Annotated in this window: 21 protein-coding genes; 12 read left to right on the top strand and 9 right to left on the bottom strand. The window is 44.0% G+C overall.

All coding sequences use genetic code 11. The features are described 5' to 3' along the window. The first annotated feature begins 217 nt into the window (after nt 1-217). The 3 genes from L4D05_RS12025 to L4D05_RS12015 are packed head-to-tail and all read left to right on the top strand — an operon-like array spanning nt 218 to nt 3,198. Nucleotides 218-1,174, top strand: a complete 957-nt coding sequence (locus L4D05_RS12025; protein ID WP_428754443.1) for an HlyD family secretion protein — start codon at nt 218-220, stop codon at nt 1,172-1,174. After that, nucleotides 1,175-2,101 carry an ABC transporter ATP-binding protein gene (locus tag L4D05_RS12020; protein ID WP_428794140.1) on the top strand — a complete coding sequence of 309 codons (927 nt, stop codon included), beginning with the start codon at nt 1,175-1,177 and terminating at the stop codon, nt 2,099-2,101. Further along, nucleotides 2,098-3,198, top strand: coding sequence for an ABC transporter permease (locus L4D05_RS12015; protein ID WP_428794139.1), 1,101 nt, complete (start codon nt 2,098-2,100; stop codon nt 3,196-3,198). The genes L4D05_RS12020 and L4D05_RS12015 overlap by 4 nt, the downstream gene beginning before the upstream one ends. 122 nt (nt 3,199-3,320) lie before the next feature. On the opposite strand, the gene L4D05_RS12010 is transcribed toward L4D05_RS12015, so the two are convergent. The 4 genes from L4D05_RS12010 to L4D05_RS11995 all read right to left on the bottom strand — a co-directional run bounded on the left by L4D05_RS12010 (nt 3,321) and on the right by L4D05_RS11995 (nt 8,129). Beyond that, complete coding sequence (locus L4D05_RS12010; protein WP_428794138.1) at nt 3,321-4,037, bottom strand: oligogalacturonate-specific porin KdgM family protein; 717 nt, start codon at nt 4,035-4,037, stop codon at nt 3,321-3,323. 346 nt (nt 4,038-4,383) lie between these two features. After that, entirely contained in the window at nt 4,384-5,622 is a 1,239-nt protein-coding gene (locus tag L4D05_RS12005; RefSeq protein WP_428794137.1) for a tetratricopeptide repeat protein, read from the bottom strand. A 262-nt stretch (nt 5,623-5,884) separates the two neighbouring features. Beyond that, the gene (locus L4D05_RS12000; protein WP_428794136.1) at nt 5,885-6,697 is read right to left on the bottom strand and encodes a MalM family protein; all 813 of its coding nucleotides are present in this window, start codon (nt 6,695-6,697) and stop codon (nt 5,885-5,887) included. Between the two features lie 79 nt (nt 6,698-6,776). Next, the gene (locus L4D05_RS11995; RefSeq protein WP_428794135.1) at nt 6,777-8,129 is read right to left on the bottom strand and encodes a carbohydrate porin; all 1,353 of its coding nucleotides are present in this window, start codon (nt 8,127-8,129) and stop codon (nt 6,777-6,779) included. 433 nt (nt 8,130-8,562) lie between these two features. On the opposite strand from L4D05_RS11995, the gene glgX reads away from it, so the two are divergent. Both glgX and L4D05_RS11985 read left to right on the top strand, forming a co-directional pair. Beyond that, nucleotides 8,563-10,524 carry a glycogen debranching protein GlgX gene (glgX, locus tag L4D05_RS11990; RefSeq protein ID WP_428794134.1) on the top strand — a complete coding sequence of 654 codons (1,962 nt, stop codon included), beginning with the start codon at nt 8,563-8,565 and terminating at the stop codon, nt 10,522-10,524. Nucleotides 10,525-10,683: 159 nt separating this feature from the next. Beyond that, nucleotides 10,684-12,558 carry a sensor domain-containing diguanylate cyclase gene (locus L4D05_RS11985; protein WP_428794133.1) on the top strand — a complete coding sequence of 625 codons (1,875 nt, stop codon included), beginning with the start codon at nt 10,684-10,686 and terminating at the stop codon, nt 12,556-12,558. A gap of 148 nt (nt 12,559-12,706) precedes the next feature. Here the strand turns inward: L4D05_RS11985 and L4D05_RS11980 are convergent, their stop codons facing one another. After that, nucleotides 12,707-13,582: a LysR family transcriptional regulator gene (locus L4D05_RS11980; protein ID WP_428794132.1), complete on the bottom strand. Its 876-nt coding sequence runs from the start codon at nt 13,580-13,582 to the stop codon at nt 12,707-12,709. Between the two features lie 126 nt (nt 13,583-13,708). Beyond that, nucleotides 13,709-14,902: a BamA/TamA family outer membrane protein gene (locus L4D05_RS11975; protein WP_428794131.1), complete on the bottom strand. Its 1,194-nt coding sequence runs from the start codon at nt 14,900-14,902 to the stop codon at nt 13,709-13,711. Between the two features lie 433 nt (nt 14,903-15,335). Between L4D05_RS11975 and L4D05_RS11970 the strand changes: the two genes are divergently transcribed. The 3 genes from L4D05_RS11970 to L4D05_RS11960 all read left to right on the top strand — a co-directional run bounded on the left by L4D05_RS11970 (nt 15,336) and on the right by L4D05_RS11960 (nt 17,300). Next, entirely contained in the window at nt 15,336-15,767 is a 432-nt protein-coding gene (locus L4D05_RS11970) for a PACE efflux transporter (protein WP_428794130.1), read from the top strand. 121 nt (nt 15,768-15,888) lie between these two features. Further along, nucleotides 15,889-16,551 (top strand): DUF2057 family protein, encoded by a 663-nt coding sequence (locus L4D05_RS11965; protein WP_428794129.1) that lies wholly within the window; start codon nt 15,889-15,891, stop codon nt 16,549-16,551. 134 nt (nt 16,552-16,685) lie between these two features. Further along, nucleotides 16,686-17,300: an SGNH/GDSL hydrolase family protein gene (locus tag L4D05_RS11960; protein WP_428794128.1), complete on the top strand. Its 615-nt coding sequence runs from the start codon at nt 16,686-16,688 to the stop codon at nt 17,298-17,300. A 124-nt stretch (nt 17,301-17,424) separates the two neighbouring features. Here L4D05_RS11960 and L4D05_RS11955 read toward each other — a convergent pair whose 3' ends face one another. The 3 genes from L4D05_RS11955 to L4D05_RS11945 all read right to left on the bottom strand — a co-directional run bounded on the left by L4D05_RS11955 (nt 17,425) and on the right by L4D05_RS11945 (nt 20,680). Then, nucleotides 17,425-18,813, bottom strand: a complete 1,389-nt coding sequence (locus L4D05_RS11955) for an SLC13 family permease (RefSeq protein WP_428754457.1) — start codon at nt 18,811-18,813, stop codon at nt 17,425-17,427. 317 nt (nt 18,814-19,130) lie between these two features. After that, the gene (locus L4D05_RS11950; protein ID WP_428754458.1) at nt 19,131-20,000 is read right to left on the bottom strand and encodes an alpha/beta fold hydrolase; all 870 of its coding nucleotides are present in this window, start codon (nt 19,998-20,000) and stop codon (nt 19,131-19,133) included. 83 nt (nt 20,001-20,083) lie between these two features. After that, nucleotides 20,084-20,680 carry a TetR/AcrR family transcriptional regulator gene (locus L4D05_RS11945; protein ID WP_428754459.1) on the bottom strand — a complete coding sequence of 199 codons (597 nt, stop codon included), beginning with the start codon at nt 20,678-20,680 and terminating at the stop codon, nt 20,084-20,086. 180 nt (nt 20,681-20,860) lie between these two features. Here L4D05_RS11945 and L4D05_RS11940 point away from each other — a divergent pair, with 180 nt between their 5' ends. From L4D05_RS11940 to thiE, 4 genes are all read left to right on the top strand, one after another. After that, nucleotides 20,861-21,817 carry an AEC family transporter gene (locus L4D05_RS11940; protein WP_428794127.1) on the top strand — a complete coding sequence of 319 codons (957 nt, stop codon included), beginning with the start codon at nt 20,861-20,863 and terminating at the stop codon, nt 21,815-21,817. A gap of 183 nt (nt 21,818-22,000) precedes the next feature. Next, on the top strand, nt 22,001-24,196 hold the full coding sequence (locus L4D05_RS11935) for a TonB-dependent receptor domain-containing protein (protein WP_428794126.1): 2,196 nt from the start codon (nt 22,001-22,003) through the stop codon (nt 24,194-24,196). A gap of 254 nt (nt 24,197-24,450) precedes the next feature. Beyond that, complete coding sequence (gene thiM, locus L4D05_RS11930) at nt 24,451-25,242, top strand: hydroxyethylthiazole kinase (RefSeq protein ID WP_428754462.1); 792 nt, start codon at nt 24,451-24,453, stop codon at nt 25,240-25,242. A gap of 8 nt (nt 25,243-25,250) precedes the next feature. Continuing rightward, nucleotides 25,251-25,886, top strand: a complete 636-nt coding sequence (gene thiE, locus L4D05_RS11925) for a thiamine phosphate synthase (protein ID WP_428794125.1) — start codon at nt 25,251-25,253, stop codon at nt 25,884-25,886.

Genomic DNA, 25,886 nt, shown 5'->3' with positions numbered 1-25,886 from the left:
CCCTCCATTTAGATAACAGGGGTAAGCCTCAACACCCTCTGTTATTGGACAATACATCCATCCGTTTCAGATTCAATAGGCTGTACACCCTCTGTCATCACCGTCCGTAAATGATTAATTAAAAATCAGCCTCACATCATAACTTCATGAAAATTAGCTAGAAAACAGCAAGAAGGCTTCTAATATTGATAGTATAACGACACAAGAAGGTCTTAATATGAAACGGTTATTTCTCGTCATCTTGCCATTGATATTCGCGCTACTGGGCTGCCAATCTGAAGAAAAAAACAAAGCACTAGGCACGCTTGAGCGAGATAGAATCACCTTTTCTGCTACTGCCAGTGAGATTATCCGTGAACTGCCCATTCGCGAAGGCAGTCTCGTCACCACTGGGGATGTGCTTGTCAAACTGGATACAAAACGCCAAGAAGCCATCCTTGCTCATGCTATCGCCGAGCAAGCTAAAGCGAGTGCCTACTTACTTCGCTTAACCAATGGAGAACGACCCGAAGACATTGCCGCCGCCCAAGCAAAAGTGGACATGGCACAAGCACGTTTGACGGAAGCGCAACAAAACTATTCTCGGGCATCAGAACTGGTACGTAAAAAACTCGCAAGCCAATCACAAAAAGATCAAGCCGTCGCGAACCGCGATGCAGCAAGGGCAGAGCTGAACTCCAGCCAAGAAGAGTTTTCTAAACTTACAGCAGGGACTCGCCCAGAAGACATTACTCAAGCAGAAGCTGCCTTAGCCGCAGCCAATGCAGAAGTGGCGCTACAAACTCAACAACTTGACGAACTGACCATTACTGCAACCCGTAATGGCGTACTAGATAACCTTCCCTACAACCTTGGCGAACGCGTCCCTGTTGGGGCATTTGTTGCCGTGGTTCTCGCTGACCGTATTCCCTACGCACGAGTCTATGTTCCGGCTTCCGTTCGAGTTAACTTTATTCCCGGTCTTGAGGTCAACGTTTATGTTGACGGGATCGAAGAAGCACTGATCGGCAAGGTTCGCTGGGTTGCCTCGGAACCTTCCTTTACGCCTTACTATGCGCTGACGGAAGATGAACGATCGCGCTTGATGTACCTCGCGGAAGTTGACCTTGGCAGCCAAGCTGAGCTTCTACCAAGTGGTGTCCCTGCTCAAGTTGATTTAGAAGGGTTGAAATAAATGTCTGAACTCGCGGTTTCGGCGCAAAACATGGTGAAAAAATTTGGCCACTTCACGGCTATCAATAACATTAACCTATCAATACCAAAGGGCAGTATCTATGGTTTTCTCGGCCCCAATGGCTGCGGTAAATCAACCACAATTCGTATGCTTACTGGGCTACTTAAACCCACTGCCGGTGAGATTGAAGTATTAGGCTTGAGTATTCCTGAGCAATCGGAAGCGCTGCGACTCAAAATAGGTTACATGACCCAAAAATTCTCGCTCTATGATGACCTCACGGTAAACGAAAATTTGCAATTTATCGGGCAGACCTTTGGGATGACTGCGCAGCAGCGTAAACAACGTCTGGACGAGCAACTCACGGTCTATGGATTAAGGAACCTTCAAAAACAACGCGTCAATGGCATGAGCGGGGGACAAAAACAACGGCTCGCCTTAGCGGCTGCCACGATGCACAAACCCGAATTGCTGTTTTTAGATGAACCCACCTCAGCGGTCGATCCTGAGAATCGTCGAGAATTCTGGGAGCAACTGTTTGATCTTAGTGATCAAGGCACCACTATCCTCGTCACGACGCACTACATGGACGAGGCTGAGCGCTGCCATCGGCTAGCCATCATGGAAGCGGGTGAAATGCGCGCCGATGATGAACCAGAAATTTTGATGAACAATATGGGGGTCAATATCATCGAAGTCAAAGCCAACCAACTTCGTGCCTTGAAAGAAAAAGTCCTGCAAAGACCCGAGGTACGTTCTGCCGCTCAGTTAGGGATCCGCCTACGTATTTTAATTAACCAATCCGTTGTGGATCCTATCGGCTGGTTACGTAGCCAATTTCCTGAACTTCAGCACGCCGAACTGACGCCCGCGAGACCAAGCCTTGAAGACGTCTTTGTCTCGGTAACAGGAGAGGGAAGACAATGAAAAGCCTATCTCGAATAAGCGCCATCATGGTGAAAGAAATTCGTCAGTTATCACGCGACCGAATCACCTTTGGTATGGTTGTCATGATCCCTCTCATTCAATTACTGCTTTTTGGCTTTGCCATGAATACTGATGTCAGAAACATTCCCATCGCGATTGTCGACCAAAGTGGTTCTGTTCCTGGAAGAATCATCACCGAAGCGATTAAAGTGACTCAAGTCGTCACGGTTAAAACCCAATACGCGACAGTTACTGAAGCAGAAGCCGCCATTAAAAAAGGCGTGGTTCGTGCCGCCCTAATTCTCCCTTCTGATTTAGGACAGCGCATTACCCATCATGACATACTAGGCCAATGGCTGGTCGACGGATCCGACACCATGATCAGCTCGGCATTACTTTCACTTCAAACTATGCCGATTAAAGCTTTTTCTATTGCAGGCTATCAGCCAAACCAAGCTAAAACCTTTGAGGCAACGCTCCTCTACAACCCCAGCCGTCGTTCCGCTGTAAATATTGTTCCTGGACTTCTCGGCGTCATTTTAACAATGACGATGATTTTATTTACCAGTGCAGCAATCGTTCGAGAGCGTGAACGCGGAAACTTAGAGCTGTTGATCACCACACCTATTCATTCTCTTGAATTAATGGTGGGAAAAATCGTCCCCTATATCTTTATTGGACTGCTTCAAATCTTTATTATTCTTGGACTTGGTTACGTTATTTTTAATGTCCCAATCAATGGCGCTCTTAGTCAAATATTGCTCGGCAGTTTACTCTTTATTGCCGCCAGCCTCACGCTTGGTCTGGTCATTTCCACCATCGCACAGACTCAGCTACAAGCCATGCAAATGACCGTGTTCATTTTGCTGCCCTCCATTTTGCTGTCCGGTTTTATGTTTCCCTATGAAGCCATGCCAGCAGCTGCTCAGTGGGTCGCAGAAGCGCTCCCTGCCACCCATTTTATGCGCATGATTCGTGGCATCATTTTGCGCGGCGCCGATTTAACCGATGTTTGGAGAGACTCGCTTTGGTTGGTATGCTTCACGGTAGTAGGGATGGCCGTCGCGGCGTCTAGATTTAAAAAAAGCTTGGATTAACCGCTGGTTATATCGCCCTATTTTCAGCCCACTATTTTGCTGCCCGCACGAAAAAGGCAGTGCGATATCGCACTGCCTTTAAAATTTTTATCGTCGCGACGTAAACCGCGATTCAATAACGCTTAGAAGTTAAACGTTACACCCGCACGGATACGGTTTTCTGTTTTATTCTCTAGAGTAGCGCGGTTGTGATACGTTTTATCTAGGATTTGATAATCTACGTACGGTGCCCAAGATTCAAAGCCTGTGTACTTAACTTGGAACGTGTGTTCCCACTTCGTATCAGCTTGGTCAGTACCAATGCTGTTCGAGTATGCGCCGCCATCTTTTTGATTGATGTACGCTGGGTTATATTCTAGGTTGAAGTCAGAAACGTTGTAACCAATCCAAGCGTCAACTTGGTTAGTGTCGTTTGTTTTAACACCTGGAGTATTGCTGCTTGTCGCCGCTTGGTAACGGTAACGTGCTGCCGTGTAGAAGTTACCTGTTGCGTAAGTCGCTTTTAGGTATGGACGGTATTCTGTGTGGTCTGAACCATTCCAGTATACGAAACCAGGAGTCAACGTAACGTTATCGTTGATTGCCCAGTTGTAGTTAAGCTCTGTTTCAAATGCTGCAACGCTTTTACCAGAATTGCTGAACAGTTTATCACCTTGAGCTTGTGTACCTTCAAGGTGGATCTGCCAATCTTCTGCAAAATCAAAACCCGCACGTACACGAGTTTCGTAAGTTTTTGCTTCTGTCTTGTATGCGCCACGAACGTCAACATAAGTTGCGCTTGCAGGAAGAGCAACAGCAGCAACTAGCGTTGCTGCTAGAGTCAGTTTTAAAGTTTTCATGATAAAGCTCCGTATAGAACAGGAATGCCAACGGCATCAGATTTAACGTGCTAACAACAAGGCCACTGCCAAGCATCCTTGATTGCAACACTAAACGCAGCTCAGAATATTGTTTTGTTCCCTTGCAATGTCATGAAAGTGTCAACAGAAAAGTTTAAGTGATAAGCGTCACAAGAAAAGCAGCGAAAGGTGACTGATTGAACACAAAATAAACCCAAAAATATAACATGGCCACAATAATGAATCATAAATGATTCAAGATAAGTGACAGAAAAATAATTTGTTTCAATTATGATTGAATGTCAACTATTTTAAGTAGTTAGCAATTATCGGGCACTGATGACGACTATTTGCCAAATGTCTGTTGGTAATTGGAGTAGCTACTAGAAAAACTCGGTTCTATAGACTCACTTGAGGACTCATGCTCTACAGCAGAGGTCATCTTTGACAAATCACGAGCTGAAGTATCATCGTCAGCCATCGGTGTTTGATTGTGTTTCGTGCTCATTTGGCTCTCATTGCAGGAACTAGATGCTGGGTTGTCCAGATTCTCTCTCTCCTCGCCTAACTTATCTTCCAATTCAAATAACGGCAATTGACGTTTATATAGCTTATTCAGGGCTTTGATGAGTGAGTGCTTGACCATTGAACTTAATTGCAGCTTTTTTAGCACCGGTTTTGCCAACGACTGCAATCCAACCACCGAATCCACTCCCAGTGTCGAACCAACACTATCACGCACTGCTTTGGCGGGCTCATACCCTAAATGCGCCGACATAAAGAGCCAGATATAAGCAATGGCCGCACCGTTAGGCGCAATATCTCGCCACGCTTCGCCAGCAAAAAACATCGCTTCTACGCTGCCTTTTTCCGCCGCTCGTTCTAACCAGTAACAACCGCGTTCAGTACTTTGCTCTACGCCCACCCCTTTTAGGTAGTTAAGTCCAAGCTTGGTCATGGCTTCTGTATTTTGTTTCTCTGCGCCTTGCACGAACCATTGCGTCGATTGCTTTGGGGAAGGCAGCGGGTTATCTGGTGATACGCTCCAATCGCCCATAAAAAGCATCGCTTCTAGGTTGCCCTCTTGCGCCACCTCTTCAATCACCGCAATACCTTTAGGAATATTGCACTCCACACCTCGTCCATACACCAAGGCTTTCGCTGCCTCAAACTTCGCGTGTAAATCGCCTTCTGCTCCAGCAATGCACAAACGCCAGTAATTGGCTTGCTCACGAAGCACCATATCTTCGCGTTTAGACTCACTTAAACGAACCATGCCATACATACCAGTGATATTGTCTAGCTGCGCGGCTTTTTGATACCAATACAAGGCTTCTTGGATGTTTTTCCGTTCGGCTTCTTTCGCTAAAAAGAGCATGGTTGGTGTATGACCGGTTTCGGCTTTGAAAATTCGATCTTTTCGCTCTTGCTGTCGAGCCTTTTCAATCGTCCGCCGATACGCTGCTTCTCGTGCAATGCGTTCTTGCTCTAATCGCTTTTTTCGAATAGATAAGGAAAACATCCAAACAAACGCCAAAATGAGCGAAAGGCTTGTTGCACCGATAGCGATAGAAAGTGTCGACATAAAATAGAAAGCTCATTAAGTGTAATTACTTAGTTATAGTAACGGCAGGTTTACCATTAAATGAAGCATCTTTGACGATCCGCCACACGGTTTTACATCTTTTCCCCTGTAATTACTCAATCCAAAGCCAAAACGACACTTTAACCCTTGCCCAGCGACAAATTCTAGACCCTGTAAATAATTCTAAGCAATAAAAAACCCCGGAACACAAGTCGCTTTGGGCGATGCATGCGCTATCCGAGGCTTAACAATATCAAGCTATCTATTTTTTGTTGTTAATTGCCTTCACAAACACTTCTTGTGCCCCTTCGATATTTAGGGCTTTAGCTTCATCAAGTAAGCTGAGTGCTTTCGGGATGTTGTCTTCTGCAACGGCTTTTTGGATAGCGGACGTATAATATTCCGAACTGGTTGCGGCCTCTGGAACATACTCTTGCGCTTTAACGACACGCTGAGTCACAAAATCATTCGCAGTAACTTTAACTTTAACCTTGCCATACAAGCTATGTTCGATACTTGGATCTGGAATTACTGGAGGGACTGTACCCTTCGTTTCAGCAAAAATCTTCGCGGGATGAGTCACCGTTGAGGTGCTGTCTAATGATTGCTTGGTTGTGTAAACCAAAATATATATTTTGGTTGTGCCTATTTTAGGGATGACATTCATTGTCACCGCGAACTTATTCGGATCAAGCATTTTGCTTTGCTGATACTCAAATTGTTCGAAATTATTTTCAGCTAATAGGTTACCTAAATTATCGGTAATCTTGACTGAAGAAGCGTATAGGCTCTGCTCATTTTCTACTAAGGTTTGTACTTCAATATCTAAACTACCACGAGTACCGTCAACGACTAAGCCCATGATAGGTCCAGCGCTATTACCTTCAAGTAAAAGCTGTGAACTTTCATTTATGTTAGCTTCAATATCAACCGGTAAGTTCAAGTCCATCCACTTGATTTTATCCACGCTAGTCACAACTTGTTGCTCAGGCTCGACAGAGTTCGACACCTCCTGCGTGCTCGAACAGCCTGCAATCGCAACTGTTGTCAAAATCGGTAACCACCAAAACTTCATGAACATACCCCTACTTCTGTTATATCAATACAGCCAGAGAACTCTGGCTGTATTACTTTTTATGCTAATACGTTACGTATTACCACCAAGCTTCAACTTGAACACCAACCATGGTTTCTGCTTTATTGCCGTTGGTATCTTCTTGTACTTTATCACCCGAGTAGTGTGATACGTAAGCACGAATAGAAGGACGAGCCCAGAAGTTTGAACCTGCGTTCCACTCTTGCGCCAGTGTCACCTTCGTTAGGTCTTTCCACTCACCTGAATCTGTTGTCATCAGGCTAGAAGTACGTCTTTCATTGGCATAACCAACTTCAAGCACTGTCGCTAAATGGTCATTCCATTTGTACCCAGGGCGAATAACCGCGTTATAAAAATCGGTTTTACCATCAAGATGAGTAGTCTTTGATGTCGTTTTATCGATATCTTTTGAGCCATAGATGAATGAGTAACCCATGTTCCATTTTTCTTGCTCAATCACACCCCAATCGATGAAACGATAGCCTGTACCTTCAACTGCATTCATTCCTTCACCAGCGTGGTTATCAAAACCACCAACCGCTAGACCATCAGTGCCATACTGAACGATAAACTTGTTGAAACCACCAAAGAAGTTACCTTGAGTATGTTCAAACGTTAATAGCATGCCGTTGTTGTCAGCCAGATCGCCATCCCCTGCAGAGCCTGCATTTGCTGAATCTTTCTGAGCATCAGTTAACGATGTTGTCCCGTAAATGAAACCTAAATCAATAGAGCCATCTTTGTTTGCTTCAATACCCGCTAGACGGAAATCTGCTTTATAAGCACGCTTCCAATTATCACCTACGCAGTCACCATTACCATTTACGCCTCCTAAGCCACAACTGTAGTCGCCTTGCCAATCTTCCGCAGACGATGTAATTGCAGCAGAGAAATTACCGATACCTGTATCAATATTTTCAACACCGGCACCGTAACCTGAGTTATTCAAGTAATAGAAATCTAGAATGTGAATATCTTTACGTTGGTAAAAACGCTTACCCGCCCAAATGGTGTAATTCTCAAAATCGCCTTTAGCATAGGCTTCACGAAGGGATGTATTACCGCTGTCCCAAGGACCGCCATCGCCAACACGTTGCATTGAGTTACCCTGACGGTCAACGTTACCTTCTTTGGTCGCATAAGACATACGTGTATAGATTGAGAACGCCGTATTACCTTCGTTGTACACTTCTTTACCTAAGCCAATCTCAGCGTAAGTATCAACCTCATCACCAAGACGACCAACAGCGTGACCGCTACCGCCGTTACCATATGAAGCAGCCGCGCCACCATCAGCATTCATGCCGATACCTGCACGCATGTAACCATTGAATTGTAAATCACCCGCAAAAGCGGAACCTGACGCTAGTACACCAACCACTGCAGCAGCGATTACACTTACTTTTTTCATTAGAAAACTCCGTTTAACTTATTGTTATATTCATTCTTGTCGAGGGCTATGGAGGCAGTACCACGCCCTCAACACTTGAAATATCGGTTTTAGGGTCCCGAGTTCATTGAACGAAATGAACATTAACGAAGTCATAGGTGAAACACGTCCTCCACCTTAGTTTTATAAAGGGGGGGATGAGAGAGGATGAGAAAAATAACCGTACGTCGTTTCTTTTGCCCTGATCACATATTTAGGGGGGAGTAGTATGGATATTGGTAATGTATTGACGCGCAAAGTACGCTTTATGTCACTTTTCTTAACGAATTCGCAAAATTAGTGAAATAAAATTACATTTAAATTTCTGTGATCTAGGCTTGACCTAAAGTTGACAAACCTATTAACTGTTAAAAACAAATACTGTCAGCAACAACTAAAAAGTAAAATAACGCTTATGACAAAAATTCAGTCAAGTCCTTACCCTTTAGGGGCTTCTTTAGATAGCAAGGGATGTAATTTTGCTATTCATGCGCCAGATTGTGAACAAATCAAGCTGGCGATATTTAATGGCGATGATTCCTATCAGCTATTCTCTCTCGATGAAGAATATGCAAGTATCAAATACACTCGCGTTGAGGGGATAAATGCGGGTCAACGTTACAATTTCGTTATCGAGAAGTCAGATTCACTTCAGTTTATCTCCGATCCTTATGCAAAAGCACTGGATAAGCCCCTGCATTACATTCCTCCTTTCGATGATTCCAAGAGCTCACTATTGCCGAAATGTATCGTCGTTGACGATAACTTTGATTGGCAAGACTCAACGTCACCGCGAATCCCTCGTGAAGAGATGATTTTGTTTGAAACTCATGTAAAAGGGCTAACCAAACTCAATGAGCGCGTACCCAAAGAACATCAAGGGAAGTATTTAGGGCTCATTAGTGACGATATGTTGGCGTTTTATCGCGAGCAAAACATAACCTCACTGCAATTATTACCCGTCGCAGCATGCATGCATGAACCTCACCTGCTCGATATGGATAAGGTCAATTACTGGGGCTACAACCCTTACGTATTTATGGCGCCCGACCCAAGATATGCAAACGATGATGCCGTTATTGAGCTAAAAACTGCCATTCGAACGCTTCACCAGCACGGCATTGAAGTTATTTTGGATGTAGTTTACAACCACACTGCGGAAAGTGGCGATAATGGCCCAGTCTTCAACCTGAAAGCACTGGATCACCAATTTTACCTCAAACATGGTGAATACTTCGCCAACTTTACTGGTTGCGGCAATACCGTTGATCTTAACTATCAGCCGGCGCTGAATCTTGTTATGGACACACTTCGGTATTGGGTAGAAGAGTTTAAAGTTGACGGATTCCGCTTCGATCTTGCGGCGACATTAGGGCGAAATGGTGACAACTTTAACCAAGATGCGGCATTTTTTAGGGCTGTCGCTCAAGACCCAACTCTGAAACAAACAAAACTCATCGCCGAACCGTGGGACATTGGACCAAATGGCTATCAAGTGGGCAATTTTCCATTTGGCTGGAATGAATGTAACGACCGCCTGCGTGATATCACGCGTAGCTTTTGGCGTGGGGATCAAGGGTATTTGAAAGAGTTTGCGACGCGTATTATGGGCTCTCGCGACCTATACAGTGCTGCTAATTGGCCATATAAGCTCACCGTCAATTACATCACTTATCACGACGGTTTTACCATGCAAGATCTCGTTTCTTATAAGCATAAGCACAACGAAGCCAATGGTGAAAATAATCGTGATGGTCATGGTGATAATCGCTCCGACAATTATGGCGTTGAAGGCGCGACTGATAACCCGATCATTTTAGCTACTAGGGAAAAGCAAAAGCGAAACTTTATGGCAACGCTGTTATTTTCTTTTGGTATCCCGCACATTTTGACGGCCGATGTCCTGTCTCACTCTCAGAAAGGCAATAATAACGCTTACTGTCAAGATAACGAATTAAGCTGGTTAAATTGGGAGCAAAGCACAGCCAAACAGCACTTTAAAACTTGGCTCGCAAATATGATCGTTGCCCGTCAACAATACATGGTGCCGTTTATTCGAGCGTTCAGCGGAGAAAACCGCAACAACAACCGAATATTTTGGAGCCGTGTAGACGGTAAGTTAATGAGCATGGAAGATTGGAATCGACTAAGCAGTGTCGCTCTTCACCTTGGGATAGGCAAAGACGGCGATGAAATGCTCTATTTAATTAACCAAACCAAAGCACCTGCACGCTTTTCGCTCCCCAACGACAGAAATCAATGCTGGAAAACTATTTGTGATACCCACATTGCGGAATCTGAAGTAGGACATGCTGAAGGTGAAATTTTGCAAGCGCCGATGTCGATGGCAATATTATATTTTTCACCTAGCCAATAAGAATATTATTTAATTTCAACAAAAGAGTCTAAATTTTAGACTCTTTTGTTTTAATGAACAAAACAAAGTAGTAATGTCATCGAAAAGTGTAATATTCCTTTGAAAAATACCGACTACCAATAGTAATATCAGGTACTTGCTCAATCAGTTGAATAGTATATGTTTTTACCAAAATTATTATTACGGGTATTTCGTCCATTTTGCTTTGCTCTTATTGCTACCCTATTTTTCGTCTCCTATCAACAATATCAACGCTCGCAAGATCTCGCGATAGAACAATCTCAATCCAATGTTAAAATGGCATCGGCGTTAGTTTGGGCACAAATTGAAGCCACATTTGGCAAGGTAGACCTATTGCAAAATAACGCTAATTCTTCTCATTTTAATGCGTTAGCTAACGACGTTCTCTCTAATACTTACCTATATAAAAATGTTGTGCGCTTTAATCCCAGTAGCAAACTCTATCAACCGGTGAACGGAGCACCTATTTCCTCAAACATCATTAGTACTATCCAATGGCATGAGTACAAAGCGACCTCTAAGACTTACGCGGTATCCAGTATTTATCAAAAGGAAAATGGTTTTTGGGTCTTTGCAATTAAACAAGCGAACAACGTCAATGAGAACGAAGTATGGATAGAATTTGATGTCCAACACACGACCCAATACTTGGCGAACTTAAAAACGTTAAAGAATGGCTACGTGTTTGTCATTGATGCCGAAACTGGGCGCCTAGTATTCCATCCAAACCCATTACGAATTGGTTCACCTTCCATTAGCTATGCTGGCGGATTAAAAGCGCAATTAGATCTCGCGGAAAAGCGAGGAACCTACGAACACTACTCTAATCCCTTACAAGTCGCATCGCCCTCTATCGGCTTTACTGGCGGACTCAAACAGCGACTCAACCAAGAAGAAAAACGGGGCACCTACGAGTATTATTATAATGGCCAATACAAAGTCAGCGTTTTTGATGCGCATAATCCAATGAACTGGGTGTTTGTGTCGGGCACCAACCGAGCAGATATCCTCTTCACCTCGTACCAAATATCATTGACCGCTATCGTGTTGCTATCACTGCTATTTTTGATACTTTCCATTAACTATATTACTTTCCAGCTCAATAAATCACTGGCAAAACTCAACACCTCATCTGACATTTCTAAATTTAAACAAGATCTTAAGTCAGTGTTTAACCAGTTTACCTTTCATAAAGGCGTACAACTTTGCCTCTATGACAGTGAGTCTAGTAACTTTAAGACTATCGATTTTCACGGCAATAGTCAGGTCATCCATCATACGGACGTCTTACCAACGGTGTTAACGCGTAGAGAACTCAACTATTCATATAATACAAAGTTAGATATTGTCGCCCAAAAACTACAAATTAGAGGTCGTCACTACACCTTACCTTTGTATCAAAGAGAAACATTAATAGGCGTTATTTACCTTAAGAGCTCATTCTTCGCATTTGGGGGAGTGTTGCGTGCTATTAGAGATTTTTCTGAAGTTGCCTTGTCAAATTTACTGTTGTTCCAAAAACTACACAGTAAAGACGCCTTAACGGGGCTCAACAACAAACAAACCATGCGCAATGCGATCCTGTTACATTTCCGAAATAGTAACGCAGTTTTTGCTTTAATTGATATCAAGGGACTTAGTGACATTAACCAGCAGCACGGCAATATGCTAGGAGACGCTGTCATTTTGTACGTCGCCGATATGATTAAGCGTAACTTCAAAAAGCCAAATGCCATTTGTCTTGCTCGTGATGAGAATGGCGGCTTTGCTTTACTCTTTGACGCCAGTAGTAGAGACGACGCAGAAAAACAATTGGACTGGTTGCGACAATTAGTTGAGAAACAACCACTCTATATGCATGATAAATGGATACAAACATCCATTACTATTGGTGCCACAGAAATTGGTACTGCAGGAGTGGCAGATACGCCTGACGCAGTGAATAGTCGAGCCAAGCAAGCGTTAACACAAGCAAAACTAAAAGGACGTAATATCGTCTGTTTTTACCAGTAATCACGTCGTTTGCCTTCTGCCATTAGGATGAGTGCTGGTTTCTGTAAAGAAATGATGGGACTGAATAGCTAAGGCTAACCATAAAACAGCAAAGACTTATCAGTTCTTCTGATAAGTCTTTCTATGCGTCAATAGGGAGGAAATTAAACTAGAACACGCCGAGCATTTCACAAAGGTACTTTGCAGCCGGCCCTAATCGTGCGTTTGACTTCCAAAGCACATCCGCGGAGTTCAGCATTTCATAGCGTTGGAATTCTGGTCTGAAGTCGATCAATGTGCCTAATGCTTGCTTTTCAACAATGAAATCTTTCGGCACGATAGCCCAGCCAATTCCCTGTTCAACCAGCTTAATCACGTCTTCTTGATCGTCTGCTTGCCAAATATCTTGTGAAAACGCACCTTGAGCGTTCAACACCGGGTTTTGCATCATGCTACGACAAACAATTTGTCTTTCGCCGATTAAGGTTTCATTACTCACTTGCGTCATATCAGCAAAAATAGAGTCTGGGCTGCAAATACATACCCACTCAATATTAGCAATAGAGACAAAATCTAAACCCTCTGGCACCGCGTCAGCTGCGATATTGAATCCAAGTTCGATATCGTCATTAGAAATTGCGGCCGTAAGCTGATGAGCACCGAGGCGAGATACATCCACATGAGTAAATGGAAACCGTTGTGACATTTTCTCAATCGCGGACTCAAGCAAGCTAAATGGCAGTAGCGGATCAATAGCAATTCTTAACGTATCTTCGACATTCTCTACACTTGCTCGGGAGTAATTGCGAATTCGCTCTGCTTGTCGCAACAGCACTTTTGCCTGTGAAAGCATCCGCTCCCCTTGAGGGGTGAGCTTGGGATACTTAGTACTTCTATCGAACAGCGTAATGCCGAGATCAACCTCGAGATTATTCACTCCAATACTTACCGAGCTTTGGCTTTTTCCGAGATGTCTCGCCGCTGCAGAAAAAGAACCTTGTTCTGCGGCTGCAACAAATGCCACTAGCTGCTCAATATTCAGCATATTCAACCCTTTGAATCACTTATTAATAACCATGTCAATCGTAAAACAATAGCACAATAATTGCACCAAACTTATAACTCGAACTAATACAACCGACAAACTCAATTAATCGGAGGGATGAATCAATTAAAACGCTTCACCAAATCGAATATAGAAACTCGTGTTGCCCATTTTAGACACAGCCACATCAGCACCTATCGAAAATCGTTCTTTTGCGTTCAACAAATAGCGAACACCCACCCCTGCACTCGGGATAACGTCTGATTTCACACTATATAACGCCCCTTTATACTCATTCTTAACCATTGCAACACCAGCAAAAGCCACGCCACTCCATAATGTTGAGAACTTACGGCGGTATTCAACTTCAGCCTGATACATCGCACTACCACGATATTTATTCCAATCAGCGCCTCGTAAATCCGGTGTGACGAATTCATATTCCGGAGTGTCTCCAAGCATTTCTTTACCAATAACTCGATAAGCGAACACATCCTCACCCACTGGAAAGTACTGACTAATTTCTGCGTCTAATCTATCAAAACGCTTACCTGTACGGCTATCTTTAGAGTAATGTAATGTGCTCAAGTCGACATTTAAACCCTGACTCGCTCCCATCATGTTGTCACGAGAATCGTAGGTCATTAGAAAACCAACGGCACTATTATTGCCACTCATTTGACGTTCAAATTCGCGCTTTTCTTCCGCCGTCGCTTTTTCTTTTAAGTCTGCATTGCCGCCACTCCATAGCCCTTGAACACCAAAATACAAGTCATCGATAATCTGCTTACGAACTTCACCATAGACAAAATTCGAGTAGCTTGAATATTTTGCAGCTTTTGGTAATTGCATCCCGACTCGGCCAGTGTATTTTAAATTCAAACTAAAATGCCCCGCCCAAAATCCAGCACGCCATGCATCATGCGCAAAAACATGTTCATGCCCAACGATCGCCATGCCACTGCCAGAATCAGTATACTGACCATAAAACATACTGGTAGAAGGGTTTGTTGCCCCTTCCGCTCGGTCATGCAAATACATCGCATTAACTCCAAGACCAACCCCTAATGCATCATCAGTAATCGGAACAGGAAATGCTGCAAACTTTCTATCTGGTAGGGCTTCTTCACCTGCTAACTGAGGCTGATGGCTAGCAAGTTCTTGCGAAGGCGTGCTATTTGCACCTTTATTTTGTAGTGTGGGCTCTCGACTCTCGGCAGCATGATTTTCAACCTTTGCGGCATCTTCTGCCCAGACAGAAGTCGCAAGAGTAATGAGAGAGAGGGATAGCAGTGAAGTCTTGATAAGGAATGTATGCACAGAAATCTCGATTAGTCGTGTTCGTTACGTACCACACTGAGATTCCTTTCTTCGTGGTACTTATACCTAAACAGTACCTTTTGTGTGTGCCAAAGCTATAGGCGACGAAGATGCTACTAAAATACCATCCGTAGATAAAGCCGACCCATTAACAATGCATATAGGTAATCCCACAAAAGGTTAGGGGTTAAGCTATAATGCGATTAATAATTCACCACATCAATAGCCACCCCCTGTTTCATATATAGGGAAAATTAAATTAATCCCTTATTATACAGTAACATAGATAAACCCTCCACCATTAGAGCAATCACACCTCCGACCAATTCGAAAAATAGATACTTTCTCCTTCCAAGTGTTAAACAAATCGTATAGTCTTTACAAAATATTTTGAATTGTGACAGAGATCGAGTAAATGGAAACAAGGAAAGCAATGCGGACTCCCGCAGATAGATTAAGGCACACGATATTATTTGAACTATTTCTACTACTACTTGCGGCGCCAATATGCATGTTTATATTTGGTGCCAGTGCGGAAACCGCAACCATAACCGCGGTGGCGTTATCGGCAATCGCGATGCTATGGAATTTTATCTACAATTATTTGTTTGATGCTGTTCTTTATCGGCTGAACGGTTCAACTGATAAAAGCAGTACTCAGCGTGTTATCCACGCCATACTTTTTGAGTTCGGTTTACTCTTTACTACCATCCCATTATTGGCTTGGTCGTTAAATATATCGCTTATCGACGCGATCGTGACTGACATCGGCTTTGTCGTAATTGCGCTGTTTTACTCATATTTCTTCAATCTTATGTATGACAATATCTATCCGTTACCCGACATACAAAGCAGCAGCGAGTAAATAGAAGCAACTTCTGTCAAATTATTTTCATTCCATCAGTAACTCATTGCATTCATTATGCAATGAGGGCAAGCTAAGATGCGCTAAACTATTGAGAATAATCCTTGAAGGACACACCATAATGAAAGCACTTAACATTCTTTCCTGCGCTCTTTTGGCAAGCTGCAGCACATTCGCTATTGCTGACGTAACAATAAACATTCCTGATTCTGTTGACCTACTATCCGTCAATGCTGGCGAAGCCGACACTAAGTCAAACGGTTTTTTCTCCTCAGGAAAAACGGCAATACTTCCTGACGGCACCAATCAAATCGTATTCCGTTTTGAACCGTATTTTGACGTTAATCGAGAAGAACGCGTCAGCGTACCAAGTAAAGCGGTGATTGCACGATTTGACGCAAGCAACACCACGCTCACACTCGAAGTCCCAAGTTATCAAAACGAGCGACAAGCTAAAAAAGATATCGATGCGTTTGCGTGGACATTAAAGGATGAGCAAGGAAACGTAATTGCCGTAGAACAAGATGTACTCATTAAAGATGGCATGCAAATTGGCCGTGATTACAGCCGTGAAGCTGAAGATTATAACCGCAAGGGCGGCGTAGCAGCGATTGCCGCTACAGGTGCTGTCGCGGTAACTGCAGCGGCTACCCCTGCTACTTTACCCGCCAATGTTAATGCACCCGCTGGCGACACCACCGCTGAAGAAATGCTCATCTTTTGGTACAACAAAGCAGATGATGAAACGAAAGCTCGCTTTAAGGAATACGTGAGTCAACACTAGCTCTGCCGCTAAGATATACCGGAAAGCCGCTTTAAAAAGCGGCTTTTTCAATCCAGACTTTTCACCATCACATTCCCTATAGCGTGGTATAGGTCGTTATCTCAACGAGCACAGGACAATAAGGACATATAAGAATGAGAAAAATAGCCTTACTTGGTGATAGCCTAACGGCAGGCTGGGGACTGACTGAAAGACAAAACTGGTCTGACTCCCTAGCGTCTACATTTCCCGAGGGTCAATTTACCAACCTAGGAATTCCAGGTGACACCACGACAGGAATGCTGTCACGATTTCAACAACAAGTTATCGAACAACAACCCGATATTGTTGTGATTTTCGGTGGTCTAAACGACCTAAACTGGGATACGCCAATTAATGAAGTTGCCTGCAATTACAACTCGATGATTGCGCAAGCGCAACATCATAATATTCAACCTGTTGTCATGATTACCTCACCTATTGACCCTGTTGGATCATTACCACTATTTTCTCACCAACAGGCAACGGTTACCCGTATTCGAGATGCGATCGAAGCATTAAGTACAGAACACAGCAAACGGTTAGTCACTATGTATGGGCACGGCCCGTTCGGCATTGAAGTGGTGGATATTTATCAAGCGTTTGAAGCCTATGCACGAGAGCATGGTCATACGGCGCTCTATCAAAATGATGGCATTCACTTATCTGCTATTGGTGCTAACGTCATTTTCGAACAGCTCCAAGGTGTTATCGCCAAGCTAATAAGGTAACTTTCAAGACCATTAGGAAAATATCAAAGCGACTAACGTCAAGCACACTATTTGTAAACAAGAGTGCCAATAGTCAGTCGCTTTTCCTCTTACTGACTAACCAATAAGAGGAGGATTTGAGCCCCTACGCCCAGAACATCATGACAATGACCGTCAAAGCCATAATACAAGCGATGTTTAGCAAAATACCAATCTTCATCATTTCCTGCTGCTTGATGTGACCAGAAGCGAAAACTATCGCATTAGGAGGCGTGGCAACGGGCAGCATAAATGCACACGACGCAGCGACAGCGATAAGTACAGATAGCACAACAGGTGATAACCCAAAGGCTTCAGCCACCCCCGCAAAGACAGGGATGAGCAATGCCGCACTGGCTGTATTGCTGGCAAATTCAGTCAAGAACACCACAAATGCTGCGATGACAAAAATAATCAGCAATAACCCGAATTGAGAAATGAGATCACTCAGTTCATTAGCTAAAAAGACGCTGGTCCCCGTCGCTTTCAAGACATTACTTAGGCAAATACCACCACCGAAGAGCAATAACACGCCCCAGTCAGCTGTCTTTTCGATGTCTTTCCAATGAACGACGCGAGCAAAGTTCACCGCGATGATCGCCCCCAATGCGACAATAGTGTCAAACTTCGCGTAACCACCAATCATGGCATTGATAGGCTTACTAAAAATCCAAAAGAAAACGGTTAAGGCAAAAATAAGTAACGTAACAATTTTACCTTTATCCCACTCTACCGCTTGATGATTAATTTCGAATTCACCGTCTAGTTTTGGCTTCAACACGGCAAAGAGTACCGCCAACGCAATTGGTAATAAGATCATCGCCGTAGGCAAGCCAAACTTCATCCAATCGGTAAACGTTAACCCGACTTCAGCCGCAGCAATCGCGTTAGGAGGGCTACCGACCATGGTTGCAATACCACCAATACTGGCACTGTAAGCAATACCTAATAAAACAAACACATAAGTATTGTGGCCACTTTCTTCATTAACTTTACTAAGTACACCTAATACCAATGGCAACATCATCGCCGCTGTCGCCGTATTACTGATCCACATCGACAGCACTGCAGTCACACCAAATAGCATAAAGACCGCGACGCTCATCCGCCCTTTGGCAAGGACCAGTACTTTATCGGCGATCACTTTATCCAATCCCTGTCGGTGCATCGCAGCGGCAAGCGCAAAGCCACCTAAGAACAAGAATATGATGGAGTTGGCAAAGTTATTTAGCGCAGTCTGAGTATCAAACACTCCAAACAAGACCGCGATGATAGGGACGAGTATTGCAGTGACGGTCACATGCAGCGCTTCCGTCAGCCAGAGCACAGCAATGAAGGCAAGGATACTGATTCCAAGCACCACATTAGGGTCAAATGGCAGAGTTTTATAAAGGACAAAAAACAGCGCGATATCTGCAAGAATAATCAGGCTGTTGCGGTTTAAAAACCATTCTCGGGTGTTAGAGGGCAAAGGGACACTATCGTTTCTATTCATTATTATGGCTTCCTTTTGTTAACTGGGGTGGAGTCCCCCGGGGTGAATTCCCCAAAACCACAAGTTCTCAATAAAAACCGGCATCTAAGTGCGATCATTTACGCTAACCATGCCCATTATAAAAATTAAAATCGGGGCAAAGCGCTGATTCTCGATTGTTAAGACTTGCGGAACCAAATCATGATCCCACATAGCCAATCAAGCGCATAATACAAATTTATCAATCTGTTAACCACATCAACAATACGGATATATTTGCAACAAGTTCACCTAACACGTTATCCCTGTTCATTTTTTAAGCACTACGCAATTCGCGATCACGACATAGGAATAGGTATACTAGCCAGTAATCGGCCAAAACTTTCTTTTGTTTCTTGGCATTGCATCACTCGACCGTGCCCCTGACCTTGAGTCGTCACTAAAGTGACGCGATCCATTTCTTTTGATGCCTTTTCTGACACATCGTACTTGGTAAATTTGTCCTTCTTATCGTGAACAATAATAGTTTCGGCTTGCCGACGTGACAGTTTCTGATAAGGATCAATAGATTGAATTGGGTAGCGATACTGGTCTTCTATGTCCCCAACCACCGCTTCAAAAAGGCGCATTGAGTAACCCGATCGAGCGACACTACCAAACAAGTTATCGACATAATCCAAGACAGGGGCGATAAGCAATAAAGGTTTATCCACCAGCTTTGCATGTTTACACTCAAGCGCTGCAGCAGTTCCCATACTATGCCCAACCAAACCCGCGACATCGCCCTCACTGTCCAAAAGTCCTTCTAAACCACCAATGAAAGCTGGAATATGCCCATACTGACCTTCACTTTCTCCATGGGCAGGGTGATCGTACGCTAAAGCGGTATAACCTTGCTGAGCAATATACTCCATCAATGGATAGAACTGGCTTGCCGTACCAGACCAGCCATGCGTCAAAATCCACACAGGTCCCTGACCCAAACGATACGTTTTTAGAACCCCTTCACGCGTGACAACATCCGCGACAACCAACCCATCAGGTTGAGCATTTTTTGGCTTAGATCGCACTGGCGTTAACAACAACTTTTTCGCGATATTTTTCGCATGGTTCGGTGCCAATTTATGATGCGTGCGAGTGGTAAGATTCACCAGTCGCTTCTTAAAACTAAATTTTTTTGATGTGTTGAAATAGATTTTGTCGCTCATGACTCACTTCCTTTCTCTCGATTCGTACGATCGTGCTTTTTTGTGGTAAATATTTTCTCGTGAATGATTAACCTCTGAACCATTTAATTTCTCGAATCATCCATCCAAGAATCCATCAAACGTTCAACACTTTTACTAAAACGCTGGCTGCTCTCCTGCTCACCGACAAGTGAATAAAACACATGAGCACTCAGATACTGCCCGTAGAGTTCAAACGTTGCCTGCTTTGGATCCAAATCCGCTTTAAATTCACCGCTTGCCATTCCTTTTTCAATTTGAATCGTTAAGTAGTTTATCCAGCGATGAATCGTACTACGCAATGCCGATTGCAAATCATCCTGCTGGCTATCACGCCATGCATCAATAAACATGCAGCTTCCTTGAAACGACTGGTTCCAGCTTATCCAATTATCAATTAAGTGATTAATTTTCAGCCGAATGTGTTGGTATTCGCAGGCTCTAACTGGACCAATCACACGCGCCTGAAATGTAACTTCAGCGTATTCTACTACGGCAACTTGTAGATTCGTCTTCGAGTTAAAATGCGAAAACAAACCACTTTTTGACAGGCCACACTGCTTGGCAAGCTCGCCAATAGTTAGGCTCTCTAACCCCTCTCGGCTCGCTAATTCAAAAGCCTGACAAAGAATATGTTCTTTGGTTAGTTTGCCCTTACTCATTTTCACCTCATGTCGAATCATTGCCTTTAATTTAGCACGGTCGTGCTATTTAGCAACAGGCCGTTATTATATTTATCAACACACGTTTAATTGTCGGTCTACCTATGGGACACTATCACTCATTAAAATAGCCGCTTAAAATAGCCGCATCGACGTCCCCTAGCAAACATGGATTGAGTTATGAATGTTCTTATGGAGCAGCTGCATTTTTCCTTATCAATAACCGGTCCAATTTGTTTGATGCTTATTCTTGGTGTCATCTTCAAACGCATTGGTTTGATCAACGAAAATTTTATCGATGTGGCTTCAAAGCTGGTTTTTCAAGTCACACTGCCTGCCATGCTATTTCTAAGCATAGTGACCGCTAAGCATGACTTTTCTGCCGCTAGCCAATTTGTTGGCTTTGGGCTCATTGCCAGCATCTTGTTTTTTGTTTTTACCACACTCTCTGTTAATTATTGGTTTCGAAACTCACCTGACAAAGGCGTGATTATTCAAGGTGGATTTCGCTCTAACACCGCTATTATTGGGCTAGCCTATGTGGCAAATGCCTACGGTGACCAAGGGGTTGCTCTCGCCGCGCTGTATGTTGCCGCCACAACATTTCTATATAACGTCCAAGCCGTTATCTGCCTGACACCTCGCTCAGAAGCATCTGGGACAAAAGCGGGAAAAGTCATGCTTAGAACACTCACCAAAAACCCGCTCATCATCGCCATTGTATTTGGCATCGTATTCTATAGCCTCTCCATACCAGTGCCCGAGATAGCAGTGGATGCCGGAAACTACTTCGCCCGCATGACATTACCATTGGCTCTACTGTGTACAGGGGGATCGCTAAACCTTAACTCAATGAAAAATGAACAAGCTGCGTCGTGGTTTGCGACCGGTTATAAGCTTCTATTGGCACCAATCAGCATTACCCTTGCCGCCTATCTAATGGGCTTTAAGGGCATCGAAATGGGGATTATATTCTTCATGAACGCGTCTCCTGTTGCTGCCGCTAGCTATGTCATGGCACGAGCAATGGGGAGTAATTCTGCACTCGCCGCTAATATCATTGCCTTCACAACTGTGTTATCGGCCATCACATGTACGTTAGGTATTGTAATTTTATCGTCGTTCGATCTGCTTTAACACTCGCACTGCATACCATCAATCGCTCTTATTACGTCTAACTGACCTTCTTTGAGCCCAAACAAATGTCACAGAATGTCATGGAGAGTATAAAAAATGTAATGATAATGATTATCATTTTGATCTATTGGGTTATGAGCAGTACTATTTGCCCCTCTATTCAATACGATAAATATTACAATAATGAATGCTACATTTAACCACTTCATTTTACTTGCTACTTCCATTTTTTCAGTTCCATTACTTGCTCAAGAATCACCCAGCCACTCCTCAAATGACACCAAGACTGCAACAGAAGTCATGCAGGTCTATGGCACCAATTATAGCCGCCCAATAACCATAGATAAGCCGGGAGAATCTCTCATTGCTCGGGAGCAAATCGAAATTGAGCAACCAACCAATCTTGTTGAGCTGTTTGAGGATATACCCGGCGCAAGTTTTGACGGTGGAGCAAGATCTGGCGGAGAGAAAATTAATATTTGGGGGTTTTCTGATCCGAGTGATATTGGCATGTATGTTGATGGCGCACCAATAGGCTTTCAACAATATCGCTATGGTACGTTCTTTTTCGACCCGTACCTCATCGGTGATGCAGAGATTGTTAAGGGTGCTCATGATTACCAATCAGGCGGAAAGTTCGGTGGTACCATTCGTATCCGCACCAAATCCGTCGATGAGTTACTAAAACCCAATCGAAATATTGGTGTGAGAACACATGTTGGATACAACGACAACGACGACCAAAAACATGTCGGTTTGACCGCGTTTGGGAAAACAAATTCAGGACTGTATTTCTTAGCATCTGGGACGTGGAAAGACTCCAACGACATTCGAATCGCTGGCGGCGATGCATTGGAATATTCTGGTTATACGCAAAACAACAGCCTGATGAAACTTGGCTACGAAACGAATCAGCACCTTATTGAGTTAAGCCATACTAGATACACAGACAACGGTCGTAAACCTTGGGCGAATCGCAGAGGTGAGTTTGCTAAAATTAGCGACTGGAATATCAAGAAATATGGCTCCCTTGAAGCCGCTAAATATGCTTACACCGTACAGAACGAGTATGAAGACAGTACCACTTCTCTACGCTATCAATACAACCCTAATTCAAAACTGGTGAACCTCAATGCGGTCGCTGCACGGTCTAACAATGAACGTCACTGGCGAAGACCTGATGTTGCATGGAAAAAAATGTTCGTCTCTATTGGTGCCTATGGACATGAGTCATGGGCGTCATATCAACGAGACTATATCGATATCAATAATGAAATGACATTAGGTCGTCACACTCTGACCATGGGCATCCAATACGAGAAAAATGAGCGGGATACGCTCGTGCATAACGCGACCAAAACCTACAACAAGCCCGCCAAAAATTATGGTATTTTCACTCCTTACTATGACCCGTCGGGCGCTCAAACCACCTATTCTGCTTATGTTTCAGACCATATAACCGTCACTGACCATCTAAGACTTTCACCGTCAATTCGCTATGACTACATCGTATCCAAAGGCAAAGCCAATTTGGCTCCCGACTATAACGACCCCGCTGCAGGACATGATTTTAGTGAAGTGACACACTCTGGATTCAGTCCTAGGATACAACTGGACTACGATCTAACCGTCAACACACTGCTTAACCTCGCTTACGCCTACCAAATGAAAGCGCCGACGATAGACAATATATATTCTGTTCAATATGCAAGGGCGAAAGCCTCTGCAAGCTCTCGTGACCTTGAAGCTCAGCGAATTCACGCGTATCGAGCCAGCATTATCAACAATCTTTCTGGACTATTTAATGATAATGATAGTGTATCGACTGAAGTGACTGGATTTTACAATAATGTCAGTAACGACGTTATGAATCGTGTAAAACAGAATTTAGTGGACGATCGTAATACCCTACAGAGCTGGAAAGTAAACTTAGACGGTTATCGGAACTATGGTGTTGATGTTCAAGTACAATATCGACTCGCTGGTTTTTATAGCGATTTGTCAGCGAGCTATATAGAAGGAAAACATAATGGATCCATTGTCGACTCCAGCGGCGATGACCAATACATGTATGGACTCCCACCATTGAGTATAAAAGCCGGTCTTGGATACCGATGGCTCAATGGATTCACAACAGGTTACAAACTACGCTGGTATGACGCGCAAACTAAAGTAGAAGATTCGATCTACTTCCCTCAGGCCAGTGACCAGTACACGTTACAAGACATCTACGTGAGTTGGCAGCCACAAACGATGAAAGATCTGATGCTAAGAGCAACGGTCAAGAACATTGCCGATGTTTATTATCAGCCCTACCTTTCCAATGGTGTACCTGGGCCCGGAAGAGAAGTTAGATTGAGTATGACCTACGATTTTTAGACGCTCACCAACCTTCACATTGCCGATCGCGTGTGAAGGTTCCCCCCCTTTCCTGCCTGTTAGACAAGCCACCTAAGCACAACAACAGACATCTCACCTATTGACCAAGCTCTCACATTAATCGCCCACTCAACATTGACTAGGTTGTCGTCCGTCGACCTGAATGCCATACCGCCACTCAACTAAATTGCATAGCAAACCAACCGCACTCTGCTAGAATACTTGCCACCTCATACCATAAAAAATGACGAATAATGAACAAAAGCAAAATTGTCGAGTACCTACAGCAAGTGCGTGAAAATAAACCGCTTGTGGTTAACATTACTAATTTCGTTGCTATGAACAACACTGCCAATGCACTTCTTGCTGTCGGTGCTTCTCCTATCATGGCGCATTCTAAACAAGAGATGGCTGAGATGATGGCGTTTGCTGGCGCACTGGTCATCAATATAGGCACTATCGATAGTGTATGGCGACCGGGGATGTTTTTCGCTGTCGAACAGGCCAATTTACACGACAAAACGGTTGTCCTCGACCCGGTTGGCTGCGGGGCAAGCCAGTTAAGAACATCCACAGCCCGTCAACTTGCAGAAGCAGCAAAACACCTCATCATTCGCGGCAATGCGTCAGAAATCATTGCCATGGCGGGTGAGCAAGGTCACAACAAAGGTGTTGACGCATTGGATAGTAGTGAGGCTGCACTTAACGCCGCTAAATCCCTAGTGGATGCATACCAATGTAGCGTGGTGATTTCAGGCAAAACGGATTACATCGTTAGCCCTAATTCCACCATCGCTTTGAACAATGGCCATGAAATGATGCCTTACGTGACTGCTATGGGTTGTTCACTCTCTGCTGTAACAGGCGCTTTTGCTGCAGTCGGTGATAACACTGGTGCTGCCGCTGCCGCCGTATTTGGTGTGGCAGGCGAGATCGCAGCCGAGCAATCAAATGGTCCAGGTTCACTGCAACTCAATTTACTCGATGCCTTGTATCAACTTGATGCCAAGACACTTTCTGAACGATTAAGCATCAACGAGATCTAGGAATAAACATGCCGCTAAATCCCTATAGTCTCTACCTCGTCACTGATGAGCAGCAGGATCTTCAAACTCTGCTCAAGGTTGTTGAACAAGCGATTCAAGGTGGCGTAACCATGGTGCAAGTACGAGAAAAGCATCATGATATACGCGCCTTTATCAACAAGGCGGCGGCGATAAAGCAAGTGTTAGAAGGCACGAACGTGCCTTTAATCATTAACGACCGCGTTGATGTCGCGTTAGCGATTGATGCCGATGGGGTTCACTTGGGGCAGTCCGATATGCCAGTTGAACTCGCACGTCAGTTACTCGGACCAAACAAGCTACTCGGGTTGTCTATTGAAAATGAGCAACAACTTAAACAAGCTAACAACCTGCCGATTGATTATATTGGATTAAGCGCAATCTTTGCGACCGAGACCAAAAGTAATATCAAAAAACAATGGGGACTAGTTGGCCTCGAAAATGCCCTCAACCAAACGACGTTACCGATTGTCGCCATTGGTGGTATTAACAAGACGAACATCTCTGCCATCGCCCAAACTGGCGTTCATGGTATTGCTCTGGTGTCTGCCATTAGCCATGCAAGCTCTCCGCAACAAGCTGCCCGTGAGTTAACACGGTTATTGGCTCATCCACCACAACTCTAG

Origin of the sequence: Vibrio nomapromontoriensis (assembly GCF_050337205.1) — a bacterium.
Lineage (GTDB): Bacteria > Pseudomonadota > Gammaproteobacteria > Enterobacterales > Vibrionaceae > Vibrio > Vibrio nomapromontoriensis.
This window is presented reverse-complemented; position numbering and strand designations above follow the sequence as displayed.

Bases quoted from the DNA above. Each gene is read 5' to 3' on its own strand.
- L4D05_RS11940 (WP_428794127.1), top strand. From the start codon at position 20,861: ATGAATGTTCTTATGGAGCAGCTGCATTTTTCCTTATCAATAACCGGT.
- L4D05_RS12005 (WP_428794137.1), bottom strand. From the start codon at position 5,622: ATGTCGACACTTTCTATCGCTATCGGTGCAACAAGCCTTTCGCTCATT.
- L4D05_RS11985 (WP_428794133.1), top strand. From the start codon at position 10,684: ATGTTTTTACCAAAATTATTATTACGGGTATTTCGTCCATTTTGCTTT.
- thiM (WP_428754462.1), top strand. From the start codon at position 24,451: ATGAACAAAAGCAAAATTGTCGAGTACCTACAGCAAGTGCGTGAAAAT.
- L4D05_RS11960 (WP_428794128.1), top strand. From the start codon at position 16,686: ATGAGAAAAATAGCCTTACTTGGTGATAGCCTAACGGCAGGCTGGGGA.
- L4D05_RS11945 (WP_428754459.1), bottom strand. From the start codon at position 20,680: ATGAGTAAGGGCAAACTAACCAAAGAACATATTCTTTGTCAGGCTTTT.
- glgX (WP_428794134.1), top strand. From the start codon at position 8,563: ATGACAAAAATTCAGTCAAGTCCTTACCCTTTAGGGGCTTCTTTAGAT.
- L4D05_RS11955 (WP_428754457.1), bottom strand. From the start codon at position 18,813: ATGAATAGAAACGATAGTGTCCCTTTGCCCTCTAACACCCGAGAATGG.
- L4D05_RS11965 (WP_428794129.1), top strand. From the start codon at position 15,889: ATGAAAGCACTTAACATTCTTTCCTGCGCTCTTTTGGCAAGCTGCAGC.
- L4D05_RS12015 (WP_428794139.1), top strand. From the start codon at position 2,098: ATGAAAAGCCTATCTCGAATAAGCGCCATCATGGTGAAAGAAATTCGT.
- L4D05_RS11970 (WP_428794130.1), top strand. From the start codon at position 15,336: ATGCGGACTCCCGCAGATAGATTAAGGCACACGATATTATTTGAACTA.
- L4D05_RS11950 (WP_428754458.1), bottom strand. From the start codon at position 20,000: ATGAGCGACAAAATCTATTTCAACACATCAAAAAAATTTAGTTTTAAG.
- L4D05_RS12020 (WP_428794140.1), top strand. From the start codon at position 1,175: ATGTCTGAACTCGCGGTTTCGGCGCAAAACATGGTGAAAAAATTTGGC.
- L4D05_RS11980 (WP_428794132.1), bottom strand. From the start codon at position 13,582: ATGCTGAATATTGAGCAGCTAGTGGCATTTGTTGCAGCCGCAGAACAA.
- thiE (WP_428794125.1), top strand. From the start codon at position 25,251: ATGCCGCTAAATCCCTATAGTCTCTACCTCGTCACTGATGAGCAGCAG.
- L4D05_RS12010 (WP_428794138.1), bottom strand. From the start codon at position 4,037: ATGAAAACTTTAAAACTGACTCTAGCAGCAACGCTAGTTGCTGCTGTT.
- L4D05_RS12025 (WP_428754443.1), top strand. From the start codon at position 218: ATGAAACGGTTATTTCTCGTCATCTTGCCATTGATATTCGCGCTACTG.
- L4D05_RS11935 (WP_428794126.1), top strand. From the start codon at position 22,001: ATGAATGCTACATTTAACCACTTCATTTTACTTGCTACTTCCATTTTT.
- L4D05_RS12000 (WP_428794136.1), bottom strand. From the start codon at position 6,697: ATGAAGTTTTGGTGGTTACCGATTTTGACAACAGTTGCGATTGCAGGC.
- L4D05_RS11995 (WP_428794135.1), bottom strand. From the start codon at position 8,129: ATGAAAAAAGTAAGTGTAATCGCTGCTGCAGTGGTTGGTGTACTAGCG.